Source organism: Streptomyces sp. YIM 121038 (assembly GCF_006088715.1).
Lineage (GTDB): Bacteria > Actinomycetota > Actinomycetes > Streptomycetales > Streptomycetaceae > Streptomyces.
On sequence record NZ_CP030771.1, the window covers coordinates 3,179,098 to 3,204,839 of the forward strand.

At 72.1% G+C, this 25,742-nt stretch carries 24 protein-coding genes; 10 read left to right on the forward strand and 14 right to left on the reverse strand.

Features of this window, described 5'->3' with window-relative positions; all coding sequences use genetic code 11:
* Nucleotides 1-48 precede the first annotated feature (48 nt).
* Together C9F11_RS13380 and C9F11_RS13385 are read left to right on the forward strand one after the other, a co-directional pair.
* Nucleotides 49-720 (forward strand): bifunctional 4-hydroxy-2-oxoglutarate aldolase/2-dehydro-3-deoxy-phosphogluconate aldolase, encoded by a 672-nt coding sequence (locus tag C9F11_RS13380; protein WP_138959510.1) that lies wholly within the window; start codon nt 49-51, stop codon nt 718-720.
* Nucleotides 717-1,700, forward strand: a complete 984-nt coding sequence (locus tag C9F11_RS13385; RefSeq protein ID WP_269078085.1) for a sugar kinase — start codon at nt 717-719, stop codon at nt 1,698-1,700. The genes C9F11_RS13380 and C9F11_RS13385 overlap by 4 nt, the downstream gene beginning before the upstream one ends.
* Here C9F11_RS13385 and C9F11_RS13390 read toward each other — a convergent pair.
* From C9F11_RS13390 to C9F11_RS13405, 4 genes are all read right to left on the reverse strand, one after another.
* Entirely contained in the window at nt 1,697-1,912 is a 216-nt protein-coding gene (locus C9F11_RS13390) for a zinc ribbon domain-containing protein (RefSeq protein WP_138959511.1), read from the reverse strand. The genes C9F11_RS13385 and C9F11_RS13390 overlap by 4 nt on opposite strands.
* 280 nt (nt 1,913-2,192) lie before the next feature.
* Entirely contained in the window at nt 2,193-2,921 is a 729-nt protein-coding gene (locus C9F11_RS13395; protein ID WP_249402173.1) for an HAD family hydrolase, read from the reverse strand.
* 77 nt (nt 2,922-2,998) lie between these two features.
* Complete coding sequence (locus tag C9F11_RS13400; RefSeq protein WP_171075726.1) at nt 2,999-5,452, reverse strand: phosphoribosyltransferase; 2,454 nt, start codon at nt 5,450-5,452, stop codon at nt 2,999-3,001.
* A gap of 46 nt (nt 5,453-5,498) precedes the next feature.
* Complete coding sequence (locus C9F11_RS13405) at nt 5,499-6,665, reverse strand: HpcH/HpaI aldolase/citrate lyase family protein (RefSeq protein ID WP_138959513.1); 1,167 nt, start codon at nt 6,663-6,665, stop codon at nt 5,499-5,501.
* Between the two features lie 353 nt (nt 6,666-7,018).
* Between C9F11_RS13405 and C9F11_RS13410 the strand changes: the two genes are divergently transcribed.
* Nucleotides 7,019-7,942 (forward strand): TerD family protein, encoded by a 924-nt coding sequence (locus C9F11_RS13410; RefSeq protein WP_138959514.1) that lies wholly within the window; start codon nt 7,019-7,021, stop codon nt 7,940-7,942.
* Nucleotides 7,943-7,961: 19 nt separating this feature from the next.
* On the opposite strand, the gene C9F11_RS13415 is transcribed toward C9F11_RS13410, so the two are convergent.
* The 6 genes from C9F11_RS13415 to C9F11_RS13440 all read right to left on the reverse strand — a co-directional run bounded on the left by C9F11_RS13415 (nt 7,962) and on the right by C9F11_RS13440 (nt 12,675).
* On the reverse strand, nt 7,962-8,699 hold the full coding sequence (locus C9F11_RS13415) for a Tellurium resistance (protein WP_138959515.1): 738 nt from the start codon (nt 8,697-8,699) through the stop codon (nt 7,962-7,964).
* Between the two features lie 234 nt (nt 8,700-8,933).
* Nucleotides 8,934-10,079, reverse strand: a complete 1,146-nt coding sequence (locus tag C9F11_RS13420) for a DUF475 domain-containing protein (protein WP_138959516.1) — start codon at nt 10,077-10,079, stop codon at nt 8,934-8,936.
* A 127-nt stretch (nt 10,080-10,206) separates the two neighbouring features.
* On the reverse strand, nt 10,207-10,782 hold the full coding sequence (locus tag C9F11_RS13425; protein ID WP_138959517.1) for a TerD family protein: 576 nt from the start codon (nt 10,780-10,782) through the stop codon (nt 10,207-10,209).
* A gap of 112 nt (nt 10,783-10,894) precedes the next feature.
* The gene (locus C9F11_RS13430; protein WP_138959518.1) at nt 10,895-11,470 is read right to left on the reverse strand and encodes a TerD family protein; all 576 of its coding nucleotides are present in this window, start codon (nt 11,468-11,470) and stop codon (nt 10,895-10,897) included.
* Between the two features lie 149 nt (nt 11,471-11,619).
* The gene (locus C9F11_RS13435; RefSeq protein WP_138959519.1) at nt 11,620-12,087 is read right to left on the reverse strand and encodes a peroxiredoxin; all 468 of its coding nucleotides are present in this window, start codon (nt 12,085-12,087) and stop codon (nt 11,620-11,622) included.
* Nucleotides 12,088-12,243: 156 nt separating this feature from the next.
* Nucleotides 12,244-12,675 (reverse strand): DUF3052 domain-containing protein, encoded by a 432-nt coding sequence (locus C9F11_RS13440; RefSeq protein WP_030566407.1) that lies wholly within the window; start codon nt 12,673-12,675, stop codon nt 12,244-12,246.
* 424 nt (nt 12,676-13,099) lie between these two features.
* Between C9F11_RS13440 and aceE the strand changes: the two genes are divergently transcribed.
* Together aceE and C9F11_RS13450 are read left to right on the forward strand one after the other, a co-directional pair.
* A complete protein-coding gene (gene aceE, locus C9F11_RS13445) occupies nt 13,100-15,847 on the forward strand; it encodes a pyruvate dehydrogenase (acetyl-transferring), homodimeric type (RefSeq protein ID WP_138959520.1) in 2,748 nt (915 codons plus the stop codon).
* Nucleotides 15,848-15,968: 121 nt separating this feature from the next.
* Nucleotides 15,969-16,766, forward strand: a complete 798-nt coding sequence (locus tag C9F11_RS13450) for a potassium channel family protein (protein WP_138966429.1) — start codon at nt 15,969-15,971, stop codon at nt 16,764-16,766.
* Between the two features lie 33 nt (nt 16,767-16,799).
* Here the strand turns inward: C9F11_RS13450 and C9F11_RS13455 are convergent, their stop codons facing one another.
* Together C9F11_RS13455 and C9F11_RS13460 are read right to left on the reverse strand one after the other, a co-directional pair.
* Entirely contained in the window at nt 16,800-17,228 is a 429-nt protein-coding gene (locus C9F11_RS13455; protein ID WP_138959521.1) for a peptidase inhibitor family I36 protein, read from the reverse strand.
* Between the two features lie 272 nt (nt 17,229-17,500).
* Entirely contained in the window at nt 17,501-19,117 is a 1,617-nt protein-coding gene (locus C9F11_RS13460) for an MFS transporter (RefSeq protein ID WP_138959522.1), read from the reverse strand.
* A gap of 127 nt (nt 19,118-19,244) precedes the next feature.
* Here C9F11_RS13460 and C9F11_RS13465 point away from each other — a divergent pair, with 127 nt between their 5' ends.
* From C9F11_RS13465 to C9F11_RS13475, 3 genes are all read left to right on the forward strand, one after another.
* A complete protein-coding gene (locus C9F11_RS13465; RefSeq protein ID WP_249401715.1) occupies nt 19,245-19,874 on the forward strand; it encodes a TetR/AcrR family transcriptional regulator in 630 nt (209 codons plus the stop codon).
* A gap of 294 nt (nt 19,875-20,168) precedes the next feature.
* On the forward strand, nt 20,169-21,380 hold the full coding sequence (locus C9F11_RS13470) for an alpha/beta hydrolase (protein ID WP_138959523.1): 1,212 nt from the start codon (nt 20,169-20,171) through the stop codon (nt 21,378-21,380).
* Nucleotides 21,381-21,455: 75 nt separating this feature from the next.
* A complete protein-coding gene (locus C9F11_RS13475) occupies nt 21,456-22,325 on the forward strand; it encodes a DUF4429 domain-containing protein (protein WP_171075727.1) in 870 nt (289 codons plus the stop codon).
* 4 nt (nt 22,326-22,329) lie between these two features.
* On the opposite strand, the gene C9F11_RS13480 is transcribed toward C9F11_RS13475, so the two are convergent.
* Complete coding sequence (locus C9F11_RS13480; RefSeq protein WP_138959524.1) at nt 22,330-22,770, reverse strand: MerR family transcriptional regulator; 441 nt, start codon at nt 22,768-22,770, stop codon at nt 22,330-22,332.
* Between the two features lie 110 nt (nt 22,771-22,880).
* Between C9F11_RS13480 and C9F11_RS13485 the strand changes: the two genes are divergently transcribed.
* A complete protein-coding gene (locus tag C9F11_RS13485; RefSeq protein ID WP_138959525.1) occupies nt 22,881-23,696 on the forward strand; it encodes a serine hydrolase domain-containing protein in 816 nt (271 codons plus the stop codon).
* Nucleotides 23,697-23,703: 7 nt separating this feature from the next.
* Here C9F11_RS13485 and C9F11_RS13490 read toward each other — a convergent pair whose 3' ends face one another.
* The gene (locus C9F11_RS13490) at nt 23,704-24,360 is read right to left on the reverse strand and encodes a pirin family protein (protein WP_171075728.1); all 657 of its coding nucleotides are present in this window, start codon (nt 24,358-24,360) and stop codon (nt 23,704-23,706) included.
* Between the two features lie 83 nt (nt 24,361-24,443).
* On the opposite strand from C9F11_RS13490, the gene C9F11_RS13495 reads away from it, so the two are divergent.
* Nucleotides 24,444-25,655, forward strand: coding sequence for a helix-turn-helix domain-containing protein (locus C9F11_RS13495; protein ID WP_138966438.1), 1,212 nt, complete (start codon nt 24,444-24,446; stop codon nt 25,653-25,655).
* Nucleotides 25,656-25,742 lie beyond the last annotated feature (87 nt).

The window sequence follows — 25,742 nt, forward strand, 5'->3', positions numbered from 1 at the left end:
TCCGGGCCCCGCGTCGGGGCGGCCCGGCGGCTGTGCGAGCCTGAGGGCATGACCGAGGGTGTGCGCAAGAGTTCGACCGACGGTCCGGCCGCGGGCCAGGCCGGTTTCCTCGCCGCGCTGCGGGCCCGGCGGCTGCTCGCCATCGTGCGCGGCCGCGACCCGGAGGCGTCGTTCCGTACCGTCCTGGCGCTCGTCGAGTCCGGGGTGCCGCTGGTCGAGGTCTCGCTGAGCGGCTCCGACGCGCTCGGCGTGCTGCGCAGGGCGCGGGCCGAGCTCGGCGCGGACGCGTGGCTCGGCGCGGGGACGGTCCTGACCGCGGACGACGCCCGGCGCGCGGCCGGGGCGGGCGCGAACCTGATCGTGACCCCCGGCCTCGGCGCGGGCGTCGACACCGGCCTTGAGCTGGGCCTGCCGGTGCTTGCGGGCGTCCTCACGCCGACCGACGTGATCGCCGCGAGCGCGGCGGGCGCGACCGCCCTGAAGGTCTTCCCGGCGTCGGCGACGGGCGGCCCCGGCTATCTGAAGGCGCTCCGCGGACCGTTCCCCGGCCTGCCGTTCGTGCCGGTCGGCGGCGTGGACGCGGACGCGGCGGCGGCCTATCTGGAGCACGGCGCGGCGGCGGTGGGCGTCGGCTCGCCGCTCGTCGGGGACGCGGCGGACGGCGGCGACCTGGACGCGCTGCGGCGGCGCGCGCGGCGGTTCGCGGAGGTGTGCGCGTGAGCGGGGTGCGCGCGGGCACCGGCCCCGGCCCGGACGTCCTCACCTTCGGGGAGACCATGGTCGCCCTGCGCGGCGCGGGGCCGCTGAAGCTGGGCGGCACCATGACCGTGTCCGTCGCGGGGGCCGAGTCGAACGTGGCCGTGGGCCTGGCCCGGCTCGGGCACGGCGCCTCCTGGGCGGGTGCCGTCGGCGACGACGAGGCCGGTGAGCTGGTCCTGCGGACACTGCGGGCCGAGGGCGTGGACGTCACCGGCGCCCGCCGCGACCCGCACGCGCCCACCGGTCTGATCCTCTTCGAGCCGCGCCTTCCGGAGGTGACCCGGGTCCACTACTACCGCTCAGGCTCGGCCGGTGCCCGCGTCGACGCCCAGGCCGTCGCGCGGGCCTTCGCCGCCGCGCCGCCGCGCCTGCTGCATCTGAGCGGTGTCACCCCGGCCCTCGGCGAGGCGGCCCGCGCCGCCTGGGAGGGCGTGCTGCGCCTGGCGCGCGAGCACGCCGTGCCCGTCTGCCTGGACGTCAACTTCCGCTCCCGGCTGTGGAGTACGCGGGAGGCGGGGGCCTTTCTGCGCCCCTGGCTGCCGGCCGTCGACGTGCTCGTGGCCTCCGCCGACGAGCTGCCGGTGTGCCTGCCGCCGGACGAAGGTCCGGCCGACGTACGGGAGTCGGCCGAGCGGCTGCTGCGGCTCGGCGTCCCGGAGGTCGTCGTGAAACTGGGCCCGGACGGCGCCACCGCGTACGGGGGCGGGGGCGCGGTGTGGCACCGCCCGGCGGTGCCGGTGCGCGTCGTCGACACGGTGGGCGCCGGGGACGCGTTCGTCGCCGGGTATCTGTCCGCGCTGCTCGACGGCGCGGACGTGCCGGGGCGGCTCGACCGGGCGGTGACCACCGGGGCCTTCGCGGTCGCCTCGCGCGGGGACTGGGAAGGCGCCCCCACGCGGGCGGAGTTGGGGCTGCTCGGCGCGGCCGACGTGCTGCGCTAGCCGCAGCAGCCGCCGCCGCAGCACCCGCCGCCACCGCCGCCGCCTCCTCCGGCGGGGGCCGGGGCGGTGCCGCCGACCGCCACGGTCGACAACAGCTTCACGGTGTCCTCGTGGCCGGCCGGGCACACCGCCGGGTCCGCGGACTCCGCCATCGGGCGGCTCAGCTCGAAGGTGTCGCCGCAGGGGCGGCAACGGTACTCGTAACGGGGCATGCCCCCAAGATTACGCCGCGCCGCGCCCCGGACCCGCCCCTTCCCGAACCGGGGGCTCCGCCCCCGTGCCCCCGTTTGTCGGCGCTCCGCGCCTCGTCCTCAAACGCCGGACGGGCTGGAAGTCCTCGGTGCGGGCCGCAGACGAGATCCGGTCCGCACCGGCAACCATCCAGCCCGTCCGGCGTTTGAGGACGAGCGCGCCAGCGCGATGAAGGGCCGGGGCCCGGGGGCGGCCAGCCCCCGGTTCGGGAAGGGGCGGGTCAGGGGCGCACCGCGCGGGTCACTCCGACAGGAGGCGCCGCGCGATCGACTCCCCCGCCGCGACCCCGGCCTCCGGCACCACCACGAGCCCCGGCGCCGTCCAGCCCACCTCGGCCAGCTCCCCGTGCGAGGGCCGGAAGGCCCGGTCCGCCGCGGCCAGCAGGTCCGCGTCGAGCAGGGAGTCGCCCGCGGCCAGCGTCTCCTCGGCGCCGGACCGCCGCGCGACCTCGCGCATGGCCGCGCTCTTGGTGAGCGGCCGCGGCACGGCGTACACCTTGCGCCCCTGGAGCGAGACGGTCCAGCCGCGCCGCCCGGCCCACTCGCCGAGCTCCTTGACCCAGCCGTCCGGCAGCAGGGCGCGCTCGACGACCAGATAGGCGAAGAGGTCCTCGGCGACGCGCTCCTTGAGCAGCCAGGCCGGGTCCGCGACGCGCAGCAGATGGGCGCGGACCTCCTCCAGGGGGGCGCATTCCGCGGCGATGCGCCGGTCGACGGCCGCGCGCCAGGCGAGGTCGGGGACGCCGTCGACGAGCAGCTGGCCGCCGTTGGCGCAGATCGCGTACGCGGGCGCGGGGCCCGGCAGATGGATGCGCGCGTACTGTTCGCGCGTACGCGTGGTCGTGGGCACGAAGACGGTGGCCCGGCCGAGCTCCGCGAGGAGCCCGGCGGCGGTCTCCGTGACGTACGACAGGGGCTTGCCCTCGTACACCTCGACGCACAGCAGGCGCGGCGCCTCGGCGTCGGGCATGCGCAGGCCGAGCGCGGCGGCGGAGTAGATGAGGGTCCGGTCGAGGTCGCTGGCGACCAGACGGACGGGGCGGGCGCTCACGCTCCGGTCACCGCCTTGCCGTCGGCGCCGGTCGCCCCGCGCGTGTACTGGGGGTGGATGAGGCCCACGCAGGTGTACGGGAGCCCGTCCACCTCCTCGACGGGCACGCCGCGCTGGTCGGCGAGCAGCCGGACGTGGTCGAGGTCGGCGCCCGCCCCGGACCGGGCCAGGATCTTCCACGGCACGCGGCGCAGCAGCACGCGCGTGGTCTCGCCGACGCCGGGCTTGACGAGGTTCACGTCGTGGATGCCGTACTCCTCGCTGATCCGCTCCACGGCGGCCCAGCCCTCCCAGGTGGGGGTACGGTCGGCGGCCAGGATCTCCTTGACCAGCCTGTCCACGGCGTCGCCCACCTCGTCGAAGCGGGCGGCGACCGCGTCCACGAAGTCGGCGGAGACGTCGGCGCCCGCGAGGTCGCGGTAGAACTTCGCGCCGTGGAAGTCGTCGGGGCCGACGAGGTCGGCGCGCAGGACGGTGCGCGAGACGAGGCCGGAGACCGTGGAGTTGAGGCAGGCGGAGGGGATGAGGTAGTCCTCGCGGGTGCCGTACGTGCGCACGCAGGAGCCCGGGTCGGCGAGCACGGCCATGTCCGGGTGGAAGCCGGTGACGCCCTCGGCCTCCTCGAACTCCCTTATCGCGGCGGCGAGTTCGCGGGTGATGGCGCCCTTGCCCGTCCAGCCGTCGACGAACACGACGTCGGCCGGGTCGTGGTGCGCGGCGAGCCAGCGCAGCGCGTTGGCGTCGATGCCGCGGCCGCGCACGATCGACACCGCGTAGTGCGGCAGGTCGAGGCCGTGGCGGTGCAGCGCCCAGCGGCGCATCAGGACGCCGACGGGGGTGCCCGCGCGGGCCAGGGAGACCAGCACGGGGCGGGGCGAGCGCTCGGCGATGACCGTCTCGGTGACCGTGCCGACGGCCTGGGCGATCCGGGCGGCGGAGTCGTCGAGCGCAGCCCGGAACAGCTCCTGGTACTGCGCGCTCGGCTGGTACTCGACGGGCAGCGACTCGGCGTAGTGCGCGCCGCCGCTCTGGATCGCCTCCTCGCGCTCCTCGGTGGGCGCTTCGAGCGTGACCGCCGACAGGTCCTGGAGCAGCCAGCCGACGTCGTCGGGCGCGTACGAGGAGAAGGCGGGACCGCGGAGGGGTTCGGGCAGCACGGACGGGGACCTTTCGGGTGCGTACGAGGGCACGACGGCGAGCAGCACGTGCCCGGTGTGCGCGGACAGACGGGCGAGCAGTCCGCCGGGGGCGTGCAGGGCGGGGGTGTCGGCGGCGGAGTCGACGACGGCGACGACCGCGTCGAAGCCGCCGCCCGCCACGTTGTAGGCGTAGCGGTCGCCGGGCCCGTCGGCGGGGTCGTCGTGGGCGGGGAAGACGAGCCGGGTGCGGATGGCGTAGCCCGGGTCGTCGACGGCGAGGACGGGCGAGCGGGTGGTGGTGGAGTAGCGGACCTCCGCCGCGCCGCCGAGGTGCCCCTCCAGGGCGACGCCGAGCGCGAGCGGCGCGTACATCAGCTCCTCGAAGCCGAGGACGAGGACGCGCCGGGCGCCCTCGGGCAGCGCCCGCGCGATCCGCTCCGCCATGCCGGGCAGGGCGGCGGCCAGGCGCGCCCGGTGCGCGGGGGTGAAGCCGTGCCTGCCGCCGTCGGGGACGCCGTCGGGCCAGGCCAGGGGGACACGGGTGACGGGGGCGGGCTCGGCGCGCGGCGCGGGCGGCGGCTCCGCCGCGCCCTCGTGCGCCTCGACCAGGGCCCGCCCCTTCTCCAGGACGTCCTCCGGCAGCCGCACGGTGCCCGACGCGAGGGCCACCAGGTCGACGCGGGCGCCGATCTCCGCGGCGAAGGCGTGCAGCCGGTCGCGGTCGGCGGGGGCGCGCATGTCGACCAGGGCCACGATGACGTACCGCTCGCGGGGGTAGCGCGCGTGCAGGTCGCGGATGGTGTTGAGGACGGTGTTGCCGGTGGAGAACTCGTCGTCGACGAGGACGAGGGTGCCCGCGCCCGCGAGCAGCCGGGGGTCCTCGGGGAGCAGCAGATGGGAGGTGGCGTGCGAGTGGGCCTCCTCGAAGCCGCCCGCGCGGGCCACGCCCGCGACGGGGCGGCGCGTCGAGTGCAGGTAGGGGGCGTCGCCGACGCCGTCGGCGACGCAGTGGCCGAGGCCGGTCGCCGTCTCCGCGTAGCCGAGCACGACGGCGCGCGCGCACGCGTCCGGGCCGAGCAGCTCGCGCACCCGCAGGCCGAGCTCGTACCCGGAGCGCCGCACCACGGACGGCAGCTGCGGCACGTGCTTGCCCAGCACGTTCGACACCAGGAGGTGGGCGCGCCGGGGGTTGCGCCGCAGCGCGAGCCCGAGCAGCTCCCGGAGGTCGTCGCCGACGAGCTCCACACCCAGCCGCTCAGCGACCCACGTACCCGACCACACCACGTTCTCAGACGTCCTTTCGTCACTCATTGTCATATGTCGCCACCCACTGTCACTTCACTGTTGTCTCGCGCCATCAGATGGGCAGCCCCGCCGAGAGCAGCTCCACGAAGCCGACGTCCTCGCGCGCCACGCCGAAGACCTCGGCGCGGCGCAGGGTCCGCTCGGCCCAGGCGCGGTGCGGCTTCACCTCGTTCATCTTGTTCGTGTACGCGGACCGCATGACTCCGCCGCCGTCGCGCTCGGGGCGCAGGATGTCCTGGGCGTCGCTGTACTCCTCGTGGCTGACCACGGACAAGGCGTGCACGGGCATGACGTGCGAGGGGTGGATGCAGGTCTTGCCGAGCAGGCCGTTGGCCCGGTCCAGCTCGATCTCGCGCAGCAGGCCGTCGAGGTCGTGCTCGATCAGGGCCTGCCGCAGCTCCTCGGCGCGGACCTCGAGGAACGGGCTCTGGCGCAGCTGCGGCTTGAACATCCGCTCCTGGACGCGGAAGTACTCCCACACGGGCCCGGTCACGATGAAGCCGGTGCCGTCGGCGCGGCCGAGGTGGTTCACGACGTCGCCGATGACGGAGGCGACGATCTGCACGTCGTAGGCGGTCATGTGCGGCGGCCTGCGCAGGCCGTACGCCGAGCAGAAGTCGGTGACGCCGAGCCGCAGCGCGAGCACCCGGTCGCGGTACTTGTCGACGGTGCGGGCGATGCCGGTGATCGTCTCCGCGCGGCTCTCCAGGTGGAGGAGCTGCGGCGATTCGAGGACCGGCATGGCGAACAGGCGCCGTCCGCTCGCCGTCTCGGCGGCGGTGAGCGACTCCAGGAACGGAACGCCCCGCTCCTCGGTGAACTTCGGCAGTACGAATCCGGACAGGAGACGGACCGCGGGGCCGAGCCTGCGGGTCAGATCGGGGATCTGCTCCGGGTCGCGGACGCGGATGAAGAGCAGCGGAGGCTCGGCGTCCGGGCGCTCGGCGAGATCCCGGAAGTGCCGGATCAGATTCTCCTCGGCGCCGACGACCTCGGCGTCGTCGATGGAGTCCTCCAGGCAGATGACCATCGAGATCACGCCACGGCCAGCCTGTTTGAGGATGTCGTCGGCCAGGCGCGGCCGCGTGGCCGGGCTGTACAGCGTGGCGCCGAGAGCGACGGCGACGAGCTGCGGCGGGGAGTCCGCGGTGAAGGCGCACGGCTCCCTGTGAAAGAGGCGCTCTCGCACCTCTGGGGCTATGTGCCCGAAGTGACGCATGGGGTTCCCCTGGGATTCTCCTGTTTCCGCCCGCATCGCGTATGCGATCCGAAGATGTGGCCGGTAATAGTACGTAAGGGCGGGTGTCGGAGGTTCCCCTCGGGCGTGAAATCCAGGTAACCCGGCCATGACGCACACCTCGGCACCACACCGGCACAGTCGGATGTCATAGGACAAGAGGCCCCAAGGGGACGTCAAGGGGCAATCAACGGCGATTCAAGACGTACGAGTGTCCGAAAACAAGCGGTCGGCGGACGAGGCCTGAGGACCTGCGGATCGGGGAAGGCCGGAGTCCGGGACGGCCCCCGGGCCCCACGTTGTCCCGGCCCGGACGAGGAAGGCAGGATGACGGCATGACGCACGCGATGTTGAAGGGGTCGAACGTCCCGCTCGAAGCCACCGCGGTCCGCGCGGTCCTGCGCTGGACGCTGAGCCAGGGCTCCCCCGTCGTCGACGCGTCGGCGCTGCTGCTCGGCACCGACGGCCGGGTGCGCTCCGACGAGGACTTCGTCTTCTACAACCAGCCGCGCCACCCCTCGGGGAAGGTCTGGCGCCTGGGCCAGAAGCGCGTCACCGAGGGCACCGCCGTCCATCTGACCGACACCGTCCAGGCGGACCTCGCGGGCCTCGACGCGGCCGTCGACCGGGTGCTCCTGGTCGCCTCCGCCGAGGACGTGCCGTTCGAGCAGGTGCGGGCGCTGCGGATCCTGCTGTACGACGCCTCGCCCGCCGCCGCTGCCGCCGAGCCGCTCGCGTACTTCGACATCACCCCGCAGACCGGCGCCGAGACCGCGCTGATCTGCGGCGAGCTCTACCGCCGCGGCGAGGGCTGGAAGTTCCGCGCCCTCGGCGAGGGGTACTCCAACGGCCTGGTGGGCCTCGCCACCGACTTCGGCATCTCCGTGGACGAGTCGGAGGCGGTGCCCGAGCCGACCCCGGACGCCTCGCTGCCGCGCGGGCCCGGCGCCGCCGCGCAGCCCTCGGCCGCCCAGCCCGTGCAGCCGCCGCCCCCGGCCCGGCCGGAGCCCCACACCCAGTACCCGGTCGCGCCGCCCGCGCCCGCCATCGCCCCCCAGCCCGCGTACGGCTACCCGCCCCAGCCGCCGCGCTACCCGGCGCCGGGGCCCGCCTACGGCTACCCGCAGCCCGCGGCCGCGCACGTCACCCAGCCCCCGGTGGCGCCCCAGCCCGCGTACGGCTATCCGCACCCGGTCGCGCCCGTGCCCGACCCCGCCTTCCGGATGCCGCCGCAGGGGCCGCAGTTCCTGCCGCGCTGAGCGGGGCGCGGGCGGCGGCTCAGCCGACCTTGGACTTGTAGCCGCGGCCCCACTGCAGGCCCCAGCCGTAGAGCCGGTCCAGCTCCGCCTGGAAGCCGTAGACGAACTTCACCTCGCGGCGCACGATCAGCTCGTCCTTGATGTTCTCCAGCAGGACCACCGCGCACGAGCGGGCCTGCGGCTGGCGCTCGTCCAGGTCGATCTCGATCCGCGGGCCGTTGCTGGGGTAGAGCGTGACCTTGGCGTGGGTGCGGTCGAACGCCGGGGTCTGGTCGTAGATGTAGACGAACACCAGGAGCCGCTTGATGGACTCCCGGTGGTCGAGGTTGACGTACAGCGTCTCGCCCGTGCCCGAGCCGAACCGGTCGTCGCCGCTGCCCTTCACATAGGGCGGCGAGTTGATGCTCCCGAAGAAGTTGCCGAGCGGCTGCACCACGCCCTTGGCGCCGTCCGTCAGCTCGTACAGACAGCCGAGGTCGAGGTCCACATTGACCATGCTCTGGGTGTGCGCCTGGACCTCTTCGGGCTGGAACAGTTTGAAGGGGTGGCGCAGCAGGCCGCCGCCGCGCTTCTTGCCGATGAGGTCGGACGTCCGCATCTGCCAGGACAGATTGACGCGGAGGTTGCCCGTGGCCGCGCCCTGTTTGGTGAGCGAGACCATCGGATGCCGCTTGGTCAGCTCGATGGCGTTCGTCGCGGCCGCGCCCGCCGCGAAGTCCATCGCCCGCCCGGGCCGCAGACCGTCGAAGAAGCCCATGCCTACCCCCCACTCGATGCCCCGGTCACCGTCCGCCCGCGCCCCCGGGGCGGCCGGGGAGTCGCGCCCCAACAGCGGCCCCGAACAGAAGAATTCCTCGCCGGGGCCGGTGTCACACGTCCCGTCCAGTGATCCGGATCTCACCGTACGGCAGCGCCCGGACGCCACTGGCGGCGCCCCCGTGCCGGGGACGCCGCCAGTGCGGTGCTCGTGGCCGGGCCGGGGCCCGGGGCGTCAGACGCCCGAGGAGACCTCGGCCTTCTCGTCCGAGCCCGACTGTCCTTCGGCCGCCGCCAGCGCCTTGTTTCGGCGCACGGACGACCAGAAGGAGGCGCCGATGAGGATGACGCCGATGGAGCCGGTGATGAGCTCGTGGATCTCGAACTGGATCGTGACGAGCAGGACCCCGGCGAGCGCGCCGATGGCGTAGTGCGCGCCGTGCTCCAGGTAGACGTAGTCGTCGAGGGTGCCCTGGCGGACCAGGTAGACCGTGAGCGACCGGACGTACATCGCGCCGATGCCGAGGCCGAGCGCCATCAGGACGATGTCGTTGGTGACCGCGAAGGCGCCGATGACGCCGTCGAAGGAGAAGGACGCGTCCAGGACCTCCAGGTAGAGGAACATGAAGAACGCGGCCTTGCCGGCGAGCTGGATCACCGAGACCTGCTTGCCCTTGGCCTTGGCCTCCTCCTCGGCCTCGTGCTCGCGCTCCTCCTCTTCCTCCAGCTTGTCCTCGAAGTAGCTGGAGAGACCGCCCACGATCAGATAGGTGATCAGACCCGCCACACCGGAGATCAGGACCGTTTCCGCCTTGTCGGCGTGGGTGCCGCCGTGCTGGTGCGCGTTCTTGGCGAAGGTCATCGCGGAGACGAGCAGCACGACGAGCGCGATGCACACCGACAGCATGTCGACCTTGCCGAGCTTGGCGAGCGGGCGCTCCAGCCAGCCGAGCCACTTGATGTCCCGGTCCTCGAAGACGAAGTCGAGGAAGATCATCAGCAGGAACATGCCACCGAAGGCGGCGATGGACGGGTGCGCGTCCGTGACCAGCTGCTGGTACTGGTCCTTGTCGTTGAGCGCGAGCTTGACCGCTTCGATCGGGCCCATGCTCGCGCTGACGGCGACGATCACGACCGGGAAGACGAGGCGCATGCCGAAGACGGCGATGAGAATGCCGACGGTGAGGAAGATCTTCTGCCAGAAGGCATTCATCTTCTTCAGGATCCCGGCGTTGACCACCGCGTTGTCGAAGGACAGCGAGATCTCCAGGATGGACAGGATCGCCACGATCCCGAACGCCGTCCACCCCCCAAAGAGCACCGCTGCGACCAAGCCGAGCGCAGTGACTGCGAACGACCAGCCGAAGGTTTTCAGAACCACTGGCTACCCAATCGTGTGTGTACGGGTCTCCCCCGCGCCGTCCCCGGCCGCTCGCGCTGCCGGGGGCTTCCCGGGAACCCCCGCGAGCCGACCGCGTCAGCTGTTTGGGGAGCCCGGGCAGAGTCCTTTAGGAAACATTGACTCCGAAGTCTAGAGCGATGCCCCGCAGACCGGACGCGTACCCCTGACCGACGGCGCGGAACTTCCATTCGCCGCCGTAGCGGTACACCTCGCCGAAGATCATCGCGGTCTCCGTGGAGGCGTCCTCGCTGAGGTCGTAGCGGGCGAGCTCCTGGCCGTCCGCCTGGTTGACCACGCGGATGAACGCGTTGCTGACTTGGCCGAATGTCTGTCCCCGGTTGTCCGCCTCGTGGATCGAGACCGGGAAGACGATCTTGTCGCAGTGGGCCGGGACCTTGGACAGGTCCACGAGCAGCGACTCGTCGTCCCCGTCGCCCTCGCCCGTGAGGTTGTCACCGGTGTGCTCGACGGAGCCGTCCGGGCTCTTCAGGTTGTTGTAGAAGACGAACCACTCGTCGCCCAGGACCCGGCCCGACTGGCACAGCAGGGCACTGGCGTCGAGGTCGAAGGGGGCTCCGGTGGTGGAGCGAGCGTCCCAGCCGAGTCCGACCATCACCTGGGTGAGGTCGGGTGCGGCCTTGGACAGGGAGACGTTTCCTCCCTTGGCGAGTGTGACGCCCATGATCGTGTCCTCCCCGGGGTGGTGCCTGCCGTTGGGCTGTGGTGCTGAGCGCGTCCGGCGCCGCACTCGGGAGTGCGGCGCCGGACGGCTCGGGTCTTGCGGACTGCTCGGCTCAGACGTTGACGCCGAAGTCCTGCGCGATGCCGCGCAGGCCCGAGGCGTAGCCCTGGCCGACGGCGCGGAACTTCCACTCGGCGCCGTGGCGGTAGAGCTCGCCGAAGACCATGGCCGTCTCCGTGGAGGCGTCCTCGGAGAGGTCGTAACGGGCGATCTCCGCCTCGCCGGCCTGGTTCACCACGCGGATGAAGGCGTTGCGGACCTGGCCGAAGGACTGCTGGCGGTTCTCGGCGTCGTAGATGGAGACCGGGAAGACGATCTTCTCGACGTCGGCCGGGACGGCCACGAGGTTGACCTTGATCTGCTCGTCGTCGCCCTCGCCCTCACCGGTGATGTTGTCACCGGTGTGCTCGACGGAGCCGTCCGGGCTCTTCAGGTTGTTGAAGAACACGAAGTTCTGGTCGCTGGTGACCTTGCCCTCCGCGTTCGTCAGGATGGCGCTGGCGTCCAGGTCGAAGTCCGTACCGGTGGTGGTACGGACGTCCCAGCCGAGGCCGATCGTGACCGCGGTCAGACCAGGCGCCTCCTTGCTCAGCGATACGTTGCCGCCCTTGCTGAGGCTGACTCCCACGAGTCCTCCCAAATAGTGTCCAGGGGCGGGGAGCCCCAGTCGTGCTTGCCATCGGATCAACGTCTGGATCCTAGTGAGCGGTTCCCGCCCGCCACAGGCTCCGCACCCGAAGAATCCCAGGGTGTCGCCCCTAGGGGGCGACCGCCGCCTCAGCGGCCGCCGAGGTCCTCGAGGGCCTTGACGTACTCGTTCAGGTCGCGGGCGTCGGGGAGGCCGTTCACGACGGTCCAGCGCACCACGCCGTCCTTGTCGATGATGAAGGTGCCGCGCACCGCGCAGCCCTTGTCCTCGTCGAAGACGCCGTAGGCCCGGGACACCTCGCCGTGCGGCCAGAAGTCGGAGAGCAGCGGGTATTCGAGGCCCTCCTGCTCCGCGAAGACCCGCAGGGTGTGCATCGAGTCGTTGGAGACGGCGAGCAGCTGCGTGTCGTCGTTGACGAACGTGGGCAGCTCGTCGCGCAGCGCGCACAGCTCGCCGGTGCACACGCCGGTGAAGGCGAACGGGTAGAACAGCAGCACGACGTTCTTCCGTCCACGGAAGTCCGCCAGCCGCACGGTCCGCCCGTGGTTGTCCTTGAGCTCGAACTCCGGAGCCGTCTCGCCGACCGCAACCGTCACGAGGACCCACTTCCCTTCGGGTACGCCATTGGGGCGCCCCCAGCCTACGGCGGGCTCCCCGGCCCGGAACGGGGAGGGGCGGGTGGCGGGTGGCGGAACACGTGAGGCCCCCGACGGGCGGGACCGTCGGGGGCCGTGCGGTGGGCCTATGGCCGGCTACCTCTTCTTGGCGGCACCCTTGGGCGTGATGAGCCGACTGCCGTTCCAGTCCTTGCCCGCGTTGATGCTCTTGGTCTGGGACAGACCCGCCGTGGTGGACGCCTCACCGATCTCGCTGGGCTCGACGTAGCCGTCCCTGCCCGTCTTCGGTGTGAGGAGCAGGATCGAGCCGCCCTCCTCCATGTACGCGATGGCATCCACCAGCGCATCAGTCAGGTCCCCGTCGTCCTCACGGAACCAGAGCACCACGGCATCAGCCACGTCGTCGTATTCCTCGTCGACGAGCTCCGTGCCGGTAGCCTGCTCGATGGCCTCGCGGAGCTCCTGGTCGACGTCGTCGTCGTAGCCGATCTCCTGGACCACCATGTCGGGCTGGAAACCCAGCCTTACGGCAAGGTTCGTCTCCGCGTGGTCCGCGGTCGCGCTCACGGATTGCCTCCTGATCATGTTTTTGGGAATGCCTTCAGCCACGCGCGTGCGCGGGGCATTGGCCGTAGTCCACACGGGCGGGACGGATCGCGCAAGTACCCGGCCGTCGAGACCGCCGAAACGGTGACGTTCCCGGCCGTGTCACCGCAACTCCCGCCACATCCGTCGGGCCCGTACGGGGCCGCGCGGCCCTTAGGCAGGATGGGCGTATCGTTGCGATTTGACCGAGCCTACCCCAGGGTCACCAGTCAGCATCCCGGTTACCCCCCGGTAGAGATGACGTATCCACCACCGGGGTACACGATGGTGAACGTCGTACGTACCGGTACAGCACACGTACAGCGCAGAGCAGAGTTTCAGAGCAGGTCAAGGCAGAGCACGAATCCGATCGCGTGCATGCGCGACAACACAGCGAAGGAACAGCGTGGCTTCCGGATCCGATCGCAACCCGATCATCATTGGCGGTCTTCCCAGCCAGGTCCCGGACTTCGACCCCGAAGAGACCCAGGAATGGCTCGACTCCCTCGACGCGGCCGTCGACGAGCGCGGCCGTGAGCGGGCCCGCTATCTGATGCTCCGGCTGATCGAACGCGCACGTGAGAAGCGCGTCGCCGTGCCCGAGATGCGCAGCACGGACTACGTCAACACCATCGCCACCAAGGACGAGCCGTTCTTCCCCGGCAACGAGGAGATCGAGCGGAAGATCCTCAACGCGACCCGCTGGAACGCCGCGGTGATGGTCTCGCGCGCCCAGCGCCCCGGCATCGGCGTGGGCGGCCACATCGCCACCTTCGCCTCCTCCGCCTCGCTCTACGACGTGGGCTTCAACCACTTCTTCCGCGGCAAGGACGAGGGCGACGGCGGCGACCAGATCTTCTTCCAGGGGCACGCGTCGCCGGGCATCTACGCCCGCGCCTTCCTGCTCGACCGACTGAGCGAGCAGCAGCTCGACGCCTTCCGGCAGGAGAAGTCCAAAGAGCCGTACGGCCTCTCCTCTTATCCGCATCCGCGCCTGATGCCGGACTTCTGGGAGTTCCCGACGGTTTCGATGGGTCTCGGGCCGCTCGGCGCGATCTTCCAGGCCCGCATGAATCGTTATATGGAGGCGCGCGACATCGCCGACACGACGAAGTCGCACGTCTGGGCCTTCCTCGGCGACGGCGAGATGGACGAGCCGGAGTCGCTCGGCCAGCTCTCCCTGGCCGCGCGCGAGGGCCTGGACAACCTCACGTTCGTCGTGAACTGCAACCTCCAGCGCCTCGACGGCCCCGTGCGCGGCAACGGCAAGATCATCCAGGAGCTGGAGTCGATCTTCCGGGGCGCGGGCTGGAACGTCATCAAGCTGGTGTGGGACCGCAGCTGGGACCCGCTGCTCGCCCAGGACCGCGACGGCGTCCTGGTCAACAAGATGAACACCACCCCGGACGGCCAGTTCCAGACGTACGCCACGGAGACCGGCGCGTACATCCGCGACCACTTCTTCGGCGAGGACCAGCGGCTGCGCGCCATGGTCGAGAACATGACCGACGACCAGGTCCTGCACCTGGGCCGCGGCGGTCACGACCACCGGAAGATCTTCGCGGCGTTCTCCGCGGCCAAGGCGCACAAGGGCCAGCCGACGGTGATCCTGGCCAAGACGATCAAGGGCTGGACGCTCGGCCCGAACTTCGAGGGCCGCAACGCCACGCACCAGATGAAGAAGCTGACCGTGGACGACCTCAAGCGCTTCCGGGACCGGCTGCACCTGCCGATCACCGACAAGCAGCTGGAGGACGGCGCGCCGCCCTACTACCACCCGGGCCGCGACTCCGAAGAGATCCAGTACATGCACGACCGCCGCAAGGGCCTCGGCGGCTACGTCCCGACCCGGGTCGTGCGCGCCAAGCCGCTGCAGCTGCCGGAGGACAAGACGTACGCGTCCGTGAAGAAGGGCTCCGGCCAGCAGTCCATCGCCACCACCATGGCGTTCGTACGGCTGCTCAAGGACCTGATGCGGGACAAGGAGATCGGCAAGCGCTTCGTGCTGATCGCCCCTGACGAATACCGCACCTTCGGCATGGACTCCTTCTTCCCGAGCGCGAAGATCTACAACCCGCTCGGCCAGCAGTACGAGGCCGTGGACCGCGAACTCCTGCTCGCGTACAAGGAGTCGCCGACCGGCCAGATGCTGCACGACGGCATCTCGGAGGCGGGCTGCACGGCGTCCCTGATCGCCGCGGGCTCCGCCTACGCGACGCACGGCGAACCGCTGATCCCGGTGTACGTCTTCTACTCGATGTTCGGTTTCCAGCGGACCGGCGACCAGTTCTGGCAGATGGGCGACCAGCTCTCGCGCGGTTTCGTGCTCGGCGCGACCGCCGGGCGCACGACGCTGACCGGCGAGGGGCTCCAGCACGCGGACGGCCACTCGCAGCTGCTCGCCTCCACCAACCCGGCCTGTGTGGCGTACGACCCGGCGTACGGCTTCGAGATCGCCCACATCGTCAAGGACGGCCTGCGCCGGATGTACGGCGAGACGGCCGACGGCAAGCCGGGCGAGGACGTCTTCTACTACCTGACCGTCTACAACGAGCCGATCCAGCACCCGGCCGAGCCGGCGGACGTGGACGTGGAGGGCATCCTCAAGGGCGTCCACCGCCTCAAGTCCGGCGAGCGGGGCGCCATTCCGGCACAGATCCTCGCCTCCGGCGTCTCGGTGCCGTGGGCCCTGGAGGCGCAGCGCGTCCTCGCCGAGGAGTGGAACGTGCGGGCGGACGTCTGGTCCGCGACCTCCTGGAACGAGCTGCGCCGCGAGGCCGTGGAGGTGGAGCGGCACAATCTGCTGCACCCCGAGGAGGAGCAGCGCGTGCCGTACGTGACGCGCAAGCTGTCGGGGTCCGAGGGCCCGTTCGTGGCGGTCTCCGACTGGATGCGCAGCGTCCCGGACCAGATCTCCCGCTGGGTCCCGGGCACCTACCAGTCGCTCGGCGCCGACGGGTTCGGCTTCGCCGACACCCGGGGCGCCGCCCGCCGCTACTTCCACATCGACGCGCAGTCGATCGTGGTCGCGGTCCTCACCGAGCTGGCCCGCGAGGGCAAGGTGGACCGCTCCGCGCTGAAGCAGGCGATCGACCGCTACCAGCTCCTGGACGTGACGGCGGCCGACCCGGGCGCCGCCGGGGGCGACGCGTAACGCGCTCCGGCGCGCCTCTCCACCACCCTCCACCTCCTGCGAACACCTCATCAGTGCGAAGGGCGACGGGCCCGGGGCCCGTCGCCCTTCGGGCTTTTCCTACGATGCGCTCATGGAGGAAATGGCCGAGCGGCAGCCGTCGGCACAGGTCCGCTGGGAGCGCCGCACGCAACGTCCGCTGCTCGCCCTGGCCGTGGCCTTCGCCGTCGCCTACGCCGTACCGATAGTCAGGCCCGAGGCGAGCGCGTCCCTGACGAGCGCCTGCACGGCGGTGGAGTGGTTCGTCTGGGGTTCGTTCGCCGCCGACTACCTGGTGCGGCTCTCGCTGGCCGGGCACCGGGGGCACTTCGTCCGCACGCACTGGCTCGACCTGTGTGCCGTGGTCCTGCCGATGATCCAGCCGCTGCGACTGCTTCGGCTCGTCGCGACGCTGCTCCTGGTGGGGCGGCGGGCGCGGATGGCGTCACAGATACGTCTGACCACGTATGTCGTGGGGGCCGTGGTCGGCCTGTTGATGTTCGGCTCGCTCGCGGTGCTGTCCGTGGAGCGGGATTCGCCGGACGGCAACATCAAGACCCTGGGGGACGCCGTGTGGTGGTCCTTCACCACGATGACGACCGTGGGCTACGGCGACCACGCGCCGACCACCGGGCTCGGCCGGGTGCTCGCGGTGGGCCTGATGCTGTCGGGCATCGCGCTGCTCGGTGTGGTCACCGCCAACATCGCGGCGTGGTTCATCGCCCGCTTCGAGAAGGACAACCTGGAGGAGCGGCGCCAGACCGCGGCGATCGAGGCCCTCACCGCGGAGGTGATGGCGCTGCGGGCGCAGGTCGCCGCGCTGTCCGGCGGCCCCGTGCCGCTCCCGGTGTCCGACGAGGAGGCGGCCGCCCCGCCCGTCCCCGGGCCCCGCAGGCCCTGACGTGCCCGCCGAGGGGCCGGGCGGCCGCGCGCCTCAGCGCTCCCAGACCTTGAACGCCCTGACGCGGTAGGGCGATTCGGGGGCCCAGGTGCCACCCCCGGGATAGGTGTTGAACTCGGCCGTCTCGGCGCACTCCCGGGACTGATACGTCGTGACGGGGCGGCCGGTGCGGTTGGCGAGGGCCTGCGCGCTGCCCCCCTCCGGCAGCGCGACGCAGCTCTCGATGTCGACCCCGGCCAGCTCGAACACGTGCCGCCGGCCCTTGAAGCCCGCCTTCTCCCAGAGGCAGAGCTCGCCGGGCCCGCACGCGCCGAGCTTGCCCGGGGGCGCGGCACCGGCCCGTGCCGGGGCTGTGGTGCCCGCGGTGCCCGCGGTGCCCGCGTGGGCGGGGGTCAGGACCGCCGCGGCGAGCGCGGCGGCGGTGAGGGCCGTGAAGGTGGCGGCGGGTTTGGTCGTACGCATGTGTGTGAACCCCCGTGTCGCATCGATCACTTGTCGCCACTCTCCGCCGCGGGTCCCGGGGGCGGGAAGGGGTTTCGGTGGGGCTCACCCTGATAGGCGAAACCCCCCGGGCTGAGCCCCAAGGGGCCTGGCCCCTCACCCTCAGGGGATCTCCCCGAGAACACCCGGGCGCTTCGCCGTGCCGCTGTCGGCCGCCTCTCGCCCGCGGGTGCGTCGTGGCTTGTCGCGCAGTTCCCCGCGCCCCTTTGGGGCGCTGCCCCTTGGGGCGGCGGCTAGATGTGGTCCGCTTCGGCTCCCGGCTCCGTGTTCGTGCCGCGTTTGGTCAGGAGGGCCACCGCCGCCGCGAGCGCGCCGACCACGCCCGCCACGGCGAACGCGACGCCCAGGCCCGACATGAAGGTGTCGTGGACGACGTCGGTGATGCGGGCGAAGGTGCTCTCGGTCATGCCGGGGGACTTGGCCAGTTCCTCGGGCACCGATCCGGTCGAGGCCGCCTTCTCCAGGCCGGGCGGCGGGGTGCCGGGCAGCCCGGCGTCCCGCCAGTTGCCCGCCAGGTCGGAGTCCACGGTGGTGGACATCACCGCGCCGAGGACGGCCGTGCCGAGGCTGCCGCCGACCTGCATGCCCGCCTGCTGGAGGCCGCCCGCGACGCCGGACAGCTCCAACGGGGCGTTGCCCACGATGACTTCGGTGGCGCCGACCAGGACCGGCGCGAGGCCGAGGCCGAGCAGCGCGAACCACAGGGACATCGCGAGGGTGCCGGTGTCCTCCGTCAGGCTCGTCATGCCGAACATCGCGGCGGCGGTGCAGACCATGCCCGCCATGAGCGGGATGCGCGGCCCCACCCGGGTGATCAGGGCGCCCGCGACCGGCGAGGAGACGATCATCATGGTGGTCAGCGGCAGCAGGTGCAGGCCGCTGTCGACGGGGCTCATGCCGTGCACGTTCTGCAAGTAGAAGGTCACGAAGAACAGGCCGCCGAGGAAGGCGAAGGCCATCAGGACCATCAGGGCCACGCCCGCGGACAGCGCCACCGACCGGAACAGGGCGAGCGGGATCAGCGGCTCCTCGACCCGGGTCTCCCAGAAGGCGAACAGGACGAAGCACAGGACGGAGCCGCCGAGGAACAGCCACGTCTTCCCGCTGCCCCAGCCCCACGGGTCACCCGCCTTGATGAGCCCCCAGACCAGGGCGAACATCGCGGCCGAGAGCAGCACGATGCCGAGGGCGTCGAAGGACCGGGGCGCCTTCTCCGCACGGTGGTCCTTGAGGATCACCAGACCGAGGACGAGCGCGAGGGCGCCGACGGGCACGTTGATGTAGAAGACCGACTGCCAGCTGACGTGCTCGACGAGCAGGCCGCCGACGATGGGGCCGCCCGCGGTGGAGGCGCCGATGATCATGCCCCAGACGCCGATGGCCATGTTCAGCTTCTCGGCCGGGAAGGTCGCCCGCAGCAGGCCGAGTGCGGCGGGCATGAGGAGCGCGCCGAACAGCCCCTGGAGCACGCGGAAGGCGATGACGAGGGAGACGGTGCCGGACAGGCCGATGGCGCCCGACGCGGCGGCGAAGCCCACGACGCCGATGAGATAGGTCTGGCGGTGGCCGAAGCGGTCACCGAGCTTGCCCGCCGTGATGAGGGCGACGGCGAGCGCGAGCAGATAGCCGTTGGTGATCCATTGGACGTCCGCGAGGGTGGCGTCCAGGTCCTTGGTGATGGCCGGGTTGGCGACCGCGACGATCGTGCCGTCGAGGGCCACCATCATCACGCCGATCCCGACGGACACCAGGGTCAGCCAGGGATGGCCGCGAAGTCCCTTGCCCGGGGCGGAGGTCGAGGACGGATCCGGCGGCTTGTCCGCCGAGCCGATCGGAGTCTGAGTCGTCATGGACCGAGGCTAGTGTCAGCCGCTGACACTTGGTAGGGAGCCTCACAGGACAGCCACTGACGCATGCGCCCGCGCTCCCCGGAGGGCACGGATAGGGTGAGCGGACTCCAGGAGAAAAGAGAGCGGCGTGACCAGGCCCGGCTTGCGCGAACTCAAGAAGCGGCGCACCCGCGACGCGCTGCTGCGCACGGCGCTCGAACTGTTCACCACACAGGGGTTCGAGGAGACGACGGTCGACGAGATCGTCGAGGCCGTCGACGTCTCCCAGCGCACCTTCTTCCGGCATTTCGCGGGCAAGCAGGAGACCGCCTTCGCCGTCCCCGAGATGGTGGAGACCCGCTTCATGCGGGCGCTGCGCGAACGCCCCCCGGGCGAGCCGCCGTTCGTGGCGCTGCGCGGGGCCGTGCTCGACTCCTGGGAGGCCATGAACGAGGCGATGGCCGAGCTGATCCCGGTCGAACTCCACATCCGTACGTACCAGATGATCGAGTCGACGCCCTCGCTGCTCGCCGCCCATCTGCACCGCTCCACCGAACTGGAGGCGCGGGCCGCGCAGGTGCTCGCCGAGCGGGAGGGCCTGGACCCCGCCGATCCGCGGCCGCGGGTGGCGACCGCCGCGTTCGGCGGCGTCATGCGGGCGGCCGGGCGGCTGTGGGCCACCGGCGAGGACGTCAGCGTCGCGTCGATCCGCGCCACCACGGAGGAGTACCTCGACCACCTGGGCGCGCTCGCGCAGGACTGGCACCGGGGCCGCTGACCCGCCCCGCGCCCGGGGTGCGGCGGACCGTTCCCGGGGGCGGCGGCCGACGCCGGACGGGGCCGGTCAACCCCCCTCACCGACCGCCACGTTGGGTAGCGAAGCTTGACGCTTCGTGGTGGCTCCCGTCCCCGCTCCCCCTCGCGCCCCACGCGCGCCACACGTACGCCCCTTCGACGGAGCGTGACGATCCGATACGACGTGCGCCCGCTTTGCCGCAAATACCCAGCAAGAAACGTGATCTGCCTCACCCCGTGCACGGCGGGCTTCAGCCTTCTCCTAGGGTGTCCCGCAGTGACTTCCTTCGACTCATCCCCCCAACTCAGCATCTGGCGCGCGCTGCTCGCGCTCACCGTCGTGTTCGTCATGCTGGCGACCACCGGGTGGACCGCGGTGCGCCAGAACAGAGGCGACGCGTCGCCGCTCGAAGCCACCCTCGCCGCCTGGGAGCGGGGGCACATCGACGGACGCGAGCTGCCCGACCCCGGCGCGCCCGCCGACCGGCTCGCGCGGTTCTTCGCCTCGCTCACCGCGTACCAGCGCGACCGGCTCGCCCTGCGCTACCCGCTCGCGGTCGGCAACATGAACGGCGCCCCCGTGGGGCTGCGCTACCGCGCGAACCGCATCGCCCTCAAGCAGGCCCGGGTGATCGAGCGGCGGCGCATGCACGACGACCGGCTCTCGCCCGTCGGCAAGCAGGAGGCGGAGCGCAGGATGAAGCGGTTCGGCGTGATGATGCGCCCCGACCGCCAGGTCCTCGCCTTCGACCCGATGGGCTCGGGCCGCATGGCCGAGGTCCTCGGCGACCTCGACCGGGCGAGCCGCGTGTCGGTCATCGTGCCCGGCGTCGACACCGACGTCCTCACCTTCGAGCGGACCCAGCGCAAGTACGCGGCGCCCGTGGGCATGGCCCGGTCCCTCTACCGCGCCGAGCGCAGGACCGACCCCCGCACCCGGACCGCCGTGATCGCGTGGGCCGACTACACCACGCCCGTCGGGCTCGGTGTGGACGCCGCCACCTCCATGCGGGCCGACGACGGCGCCGTCCGCCTCGACTCGCTGGTCCGCGCCCTGCCGGGGCGCACCGGCGTGGCGCTGTACTGCCACAGCTACGGCTCGGTGGTGTGCGGGGTCGCCGCGAGGCGGCTGCCCGACCGGGTCACGGACATCGCGGTCGCGGGCAGCCCCGGGATGCGCGCCGACAACGTGTCAGGGCTCGGCACCCGCGCGCGGGTCTGGGCCGCACGGGACAGCGACGACTGGATCCAGGATGTGCCGCACATGGAAGTCGGCGGGCTCGGCCACGGCGCCGACCCGGTGTCGGGCGGCTTCGGCGCCCGCGTGGTGTCCGCCGACCGCGCCCGGGGCCACACCGGCTATTTCGAGCCGGGCACGGACAGCCTCAGCAACTTCGCCCGGATCGGCGTCGGCGCGTACGGCGCGGTGCGCTGCGCCGACGGGGACGCGGGCTGCCACGACGGAATTTCCGGTACGACGGCGGCCTGACGCGCGTAGAAATCGGCGAAACAGCGGCCCGCCGCAGGAGAGACGGAGGAGCGCGTGCCGCATACGATGAGCCGCATGGGTGATGTACTGGCCGGTTTTCACGCCGCCTGGGAGTTCGAGTCCGACTCCGTGCTCATCCGCTTCGAACGGGGGATCCGTACGCCGAAGCTGTTCCAGGCTCTCGGCGAGCGCCGCATCCCCCTGGAGGCGATCGCGGGGGTCACGCTCACACCGGGCAAACGGGGGACGACGGTTCTGCACCTGGTCCCGAGACCAGGTGCCGATCCACTGATGGAGGCAGCGGCGGGACAGCTCAAGGACGGGGCCGACCCGTACCGCCTGGTGCTGCCCGCGGAGCGGGAGACGCTCGCCGAGTACTACGCGGACGAGCTGCGCGCCCTGCTGCCCGCCGAGGACCCGGGCGAGGCGGACCGCTATCTGGTGGCCGCGCCCGAGGTGCCGCTGCAGTTCAAGGCGTACGACGGGAAGGCGTCCTTCGACGGCAAGGCGGTGGCCTTCCGCTGGTTCTGGACCGGCGCGTCGTCGGCCAAGTGGAAGGCCGGGGACCAGAGCTTCGCGGTGACCGACCTGAGCGGGGTCGAGTGGCGCTCCCCGGAGGTCTTCGAGGGGCATCTGCGGCTGCTGCGCCGCGAGTCGCCGGTGGCGCAGCCCGCCCAGGCCGACCAGGACCCGGCGGCGGTCGTCTTCGGGCTCGGCTACGGCCCTGTGCACGAGTCACTGCCGTTCGCCGCGTCGGTCCTCGCGGCCGTCAGGGCGTGCGGCCCGGCCCCAGCGGCGCAGAGCGCCCCGGCCGCCCCGGCGGCGCGGCGCGACCCGGCCGACATCGCCGAGCGCATCCGGCACCTGGGCGAGCTGCACCAGGCGGGCCTGCTCACGGACGACGAGTTCACGGCGAAGAAGACGGAGCTGCTCGCCGAGCTGTGAGCGGTCAGGGGCCGCAGGAGCCCGCGGCCGCCTCCGCGCTGACGGCGGCCTCCGACCGCGCCACCGCGTACGAACCGATCTTGTGGTCGAGCACGGCGAGGGTGTCCTGGAGCTCCGCGATGCGCGCGCGGACGTCGCGCCGGGTCCGCTCCAGGAGGTCCTGGCGCTCGGCGAAGGTGTCGTCGCCCGCGCGCACCAGCTCCGCGTACCGCACCATGTCCGCCACCGGCATGCCGGTGGTGCGCAGCTTGCCGAGGAACGTCAGCCACCGCAGATCGCGGTCGCGGTAGCGGCGCTGGCCGGTGTGGGAGCGGTCGATGTGCGGCATCAGGCCGATCCGCTCGTACCAGCGCAGGGTGTGCGCGGTCAGACCGGTCTCCGCGGCGACCTCGCTGATCGTGTAGTGGCTCTCCGCGAGAGCGGACCCCGTCTCCATGACCGTCATGGCCCCCACGCTAGGGCCTTGGAGCGCACTCGAAGCAAGGGGTTTTCGCCCGCCCCCGCGGCCCGACCCCCCGGCTCCGGCGCGGTGGCGCGGCGCTTACGCTCGTACGCATGCAGAGCCTGGAGCTGATCGAGAACTGGCCGGTCCCCACCGCTGCCGCCGCCGTCGTCCGCGCGGACGGCACCGTGGCCGGGAACCGCGGACCCACCGCGCACCGCTTCGCCCTGGCCTCGGTCACCAAGCCGCTCGCGGCGTACGCGGCGCTCGTCGCGTACGAGGAGGGCGCCGTCGAGCTCGACGAACCGGCCGGGCCCGAGGGGTCGACCGTGCGGCACCTGCTCGCGCACACCAGCGGGCTCGCCTTCGACGAGCACCAGGTGATGGCCGCGCCCGGGACGCGGCGGCTGTACTCCAACGCCGGGTTCGAGGTGCTCGGGGACCACATCGCCAAGGCGACGGACATCCCCTTCGCCGACTATCTGCGGCAGGCCGTGCTCGAACCCCTCGGGATGACGTCCACGGGGCTCGCGGGCGGCGGGTCGCCCGCCAAGGACGGGGTGTCGACCGTCGACGACCTCGTACGGTTCGCCGCCGAGGTGCAGGCGCCCCGGCTGCTCGACCCGCGCACCGTGGCGACGGCCATGTCGGTGACGTACCCGGGGCTCAAGGGGGTGCTTCCGGGCTACGGGCACCAGAACCCCAACGACTGGGGGCTCGGCTTCGAGATCCGGGACGGGAAGGCCCCGCACTGGACCGGGGCCTCGTCCTCGCCGCGGACCTTCGGGCACTTCGGGCAGGCCGGGACGTTCCTGTGGGTCGACCCCGACGCGGGGGTCGCGTGCGTGGCCCTCACCGACCGGGCCTTCGGGCCGTGGGCCGTCGAGGCGTGGCCCGCCTTCACGGACGCGGTCCTGGCCGAGGTCTGAGCCTCGGCTAGGGCATTTCCCAGAGGAGGAGTTCCGCCGGGGTCTCGTACGCCACGGCTTCCAGGCCCTCCTCCTCCGTGATGCGCACCGAGTCGCCGGGGCCCAGCTCCTCCTGGCCCAGGGTGACCTCGCCCCGCACCACGTGGACGTACACGTGCGGCGCGGGCGGGATCGCGGCGCGCTCGCCCGGCGAGAGGCGGCGGACGTGGAGGAGGGCGCCCGCCGCGGGCAGGGCGTAGGGGGTGGAGTCGGCGATGCCGGGGACGATCCCGTACGCGGGGTCGCCGCCGGGCTCCAGGGGGGCGAGCCACATCTGGAGGAAGGTCAGGGGGGCGGGGCCCGCGTTGCGCTCCACGTGGCGGACGCCCGCGCCCGCGCTGAGGTGCTGGACGTCGCCGGGCCCGATCAGCGACTCGTGGCCGGTGGAGTCGCGGTGGGTGAGCTCGCCCTCGACCACCCACGTGACGATCTCCGTGTGGCTGTGGGGGTGCTCGTCGAAGCCCGCGCCGGGGGCGAGGCGCTCCTCGTTGCAGGCGAGTATCGCGCCGAAGCGGAGGTTGTCGGGCTCGTAGTAGGGCCCGAAGGAGAACGCGTGGTAGGAGTCGATCCCCGCCCCGGGGTCGCCGCCGGGGTACCGCTCGCCGGAGCGCCGCACATCAATCACGTCCCCCACGGTAGACCCGGCCCCGCACGCCGCCGCCCCGATAAGGCAGTCTTGTCCCCGTGCCCGAACCCTCAGCGAACGAAATCCACCAGGACACAGGCGCCGCGGCCACGGGTCCGGCCCGTGCCGTCCGCGCCCACGCGCACACCGCGACCCTGAGGCGTCTGGAGAAGTCGTCCGGCAGCCTCGCCGCGCAGGCCATCGCGCGCATGGACGAGACGCTGTCCTGGTACCGGGCCATGCCACCGGAGAACCGCTCGTGGATCGGTCTGGTCGCCCAGGCCGGCATCGCCGCGTTCACCGAGTGGTTCCGGCACCCGGACGCCCCGCAGGCGATCTCGACGGACGTCTTCGGGACCGCGCCGCGCGAGCTGACCCGCGCCATCACGCTGCGCCAGACCGTGGAGATGGTGCGGACGACCATCGAGGTCATGGAGTCCGCCATCGACGAGGTGGCCGCGCCCGGCGACGAGGCGGTGCTGCGCGAGGCGCTGCTCGTCTACGCCCGCGAGATCGCCTTCGCCACCGCTCAGGTGTACGCCCAGGCCGCCGAGGCACGCGGTGCCTGGGACGCCCGCCTGGAGTCCCTCGTGGTGAACGCCGTGCTGTCCGGCGAGGCCGACGAGGGCGCCGTGTCCCGGGCCGCCGCGCTCGGCTGGAACTCCCCCGACCACGTGTGCGTGGTCCTCGGCACCGCCCCCGACGGGGACAGCGAGCTGACCGTCGAGGCCATCCGCAGGGCCGCCCGGCACGCCAAGCTCCAGGTCCTCACCGGGGTGCTCGGCGCCCGTCTGGTGGTCATCGCGGGCGGCAACGACAATCCGCTCGCCGTGGCCAAGGCCCTGATCGGGCCGTACGCGGCCGGGCCCGTGGTGGCCGGGCCGATCGTGCCCGACCTGCTCGCCGCGACCCGCTCGGCCCAGGCCGCCGCGGCCGGGCTCAAGGCCTGCGCCGCCTGGCAGGACGCCCCCCGTCCGGTGCTCGCGGACGATTTGCTGCCCGAGCGGGCGATGGCGGGCGATCCGGCCGCACGGGAACAGCTGGTGGAGGAGATCTACAGACCACTGGAGGAAGCAGGCTCCGCGCTCCTGGAGACCCTCAGTGTCTACCTGGAGCAGGCGAGCAGCCTGGAGGGTGCCGCCCGGATGCTCTTTGTGCATCCCAACACCGTGCGCTACCGGCTTCGACGTGTGACCGACGTCACCGGATGGTCTCCTTCAGATGTACGCTCCGCCTTCACACTGCGGATCGCACTGATCTTGGGACGCCTGGCCGCTGGCGATCCCCAACCGTAGGGGTTTGTCGGCCCCCTACAATTCCCCCAGCGGTTCTTCGTCCCTGTCCCCACGGGCGGTTCGTACTGTCCACAAGAGAGAGTGTGA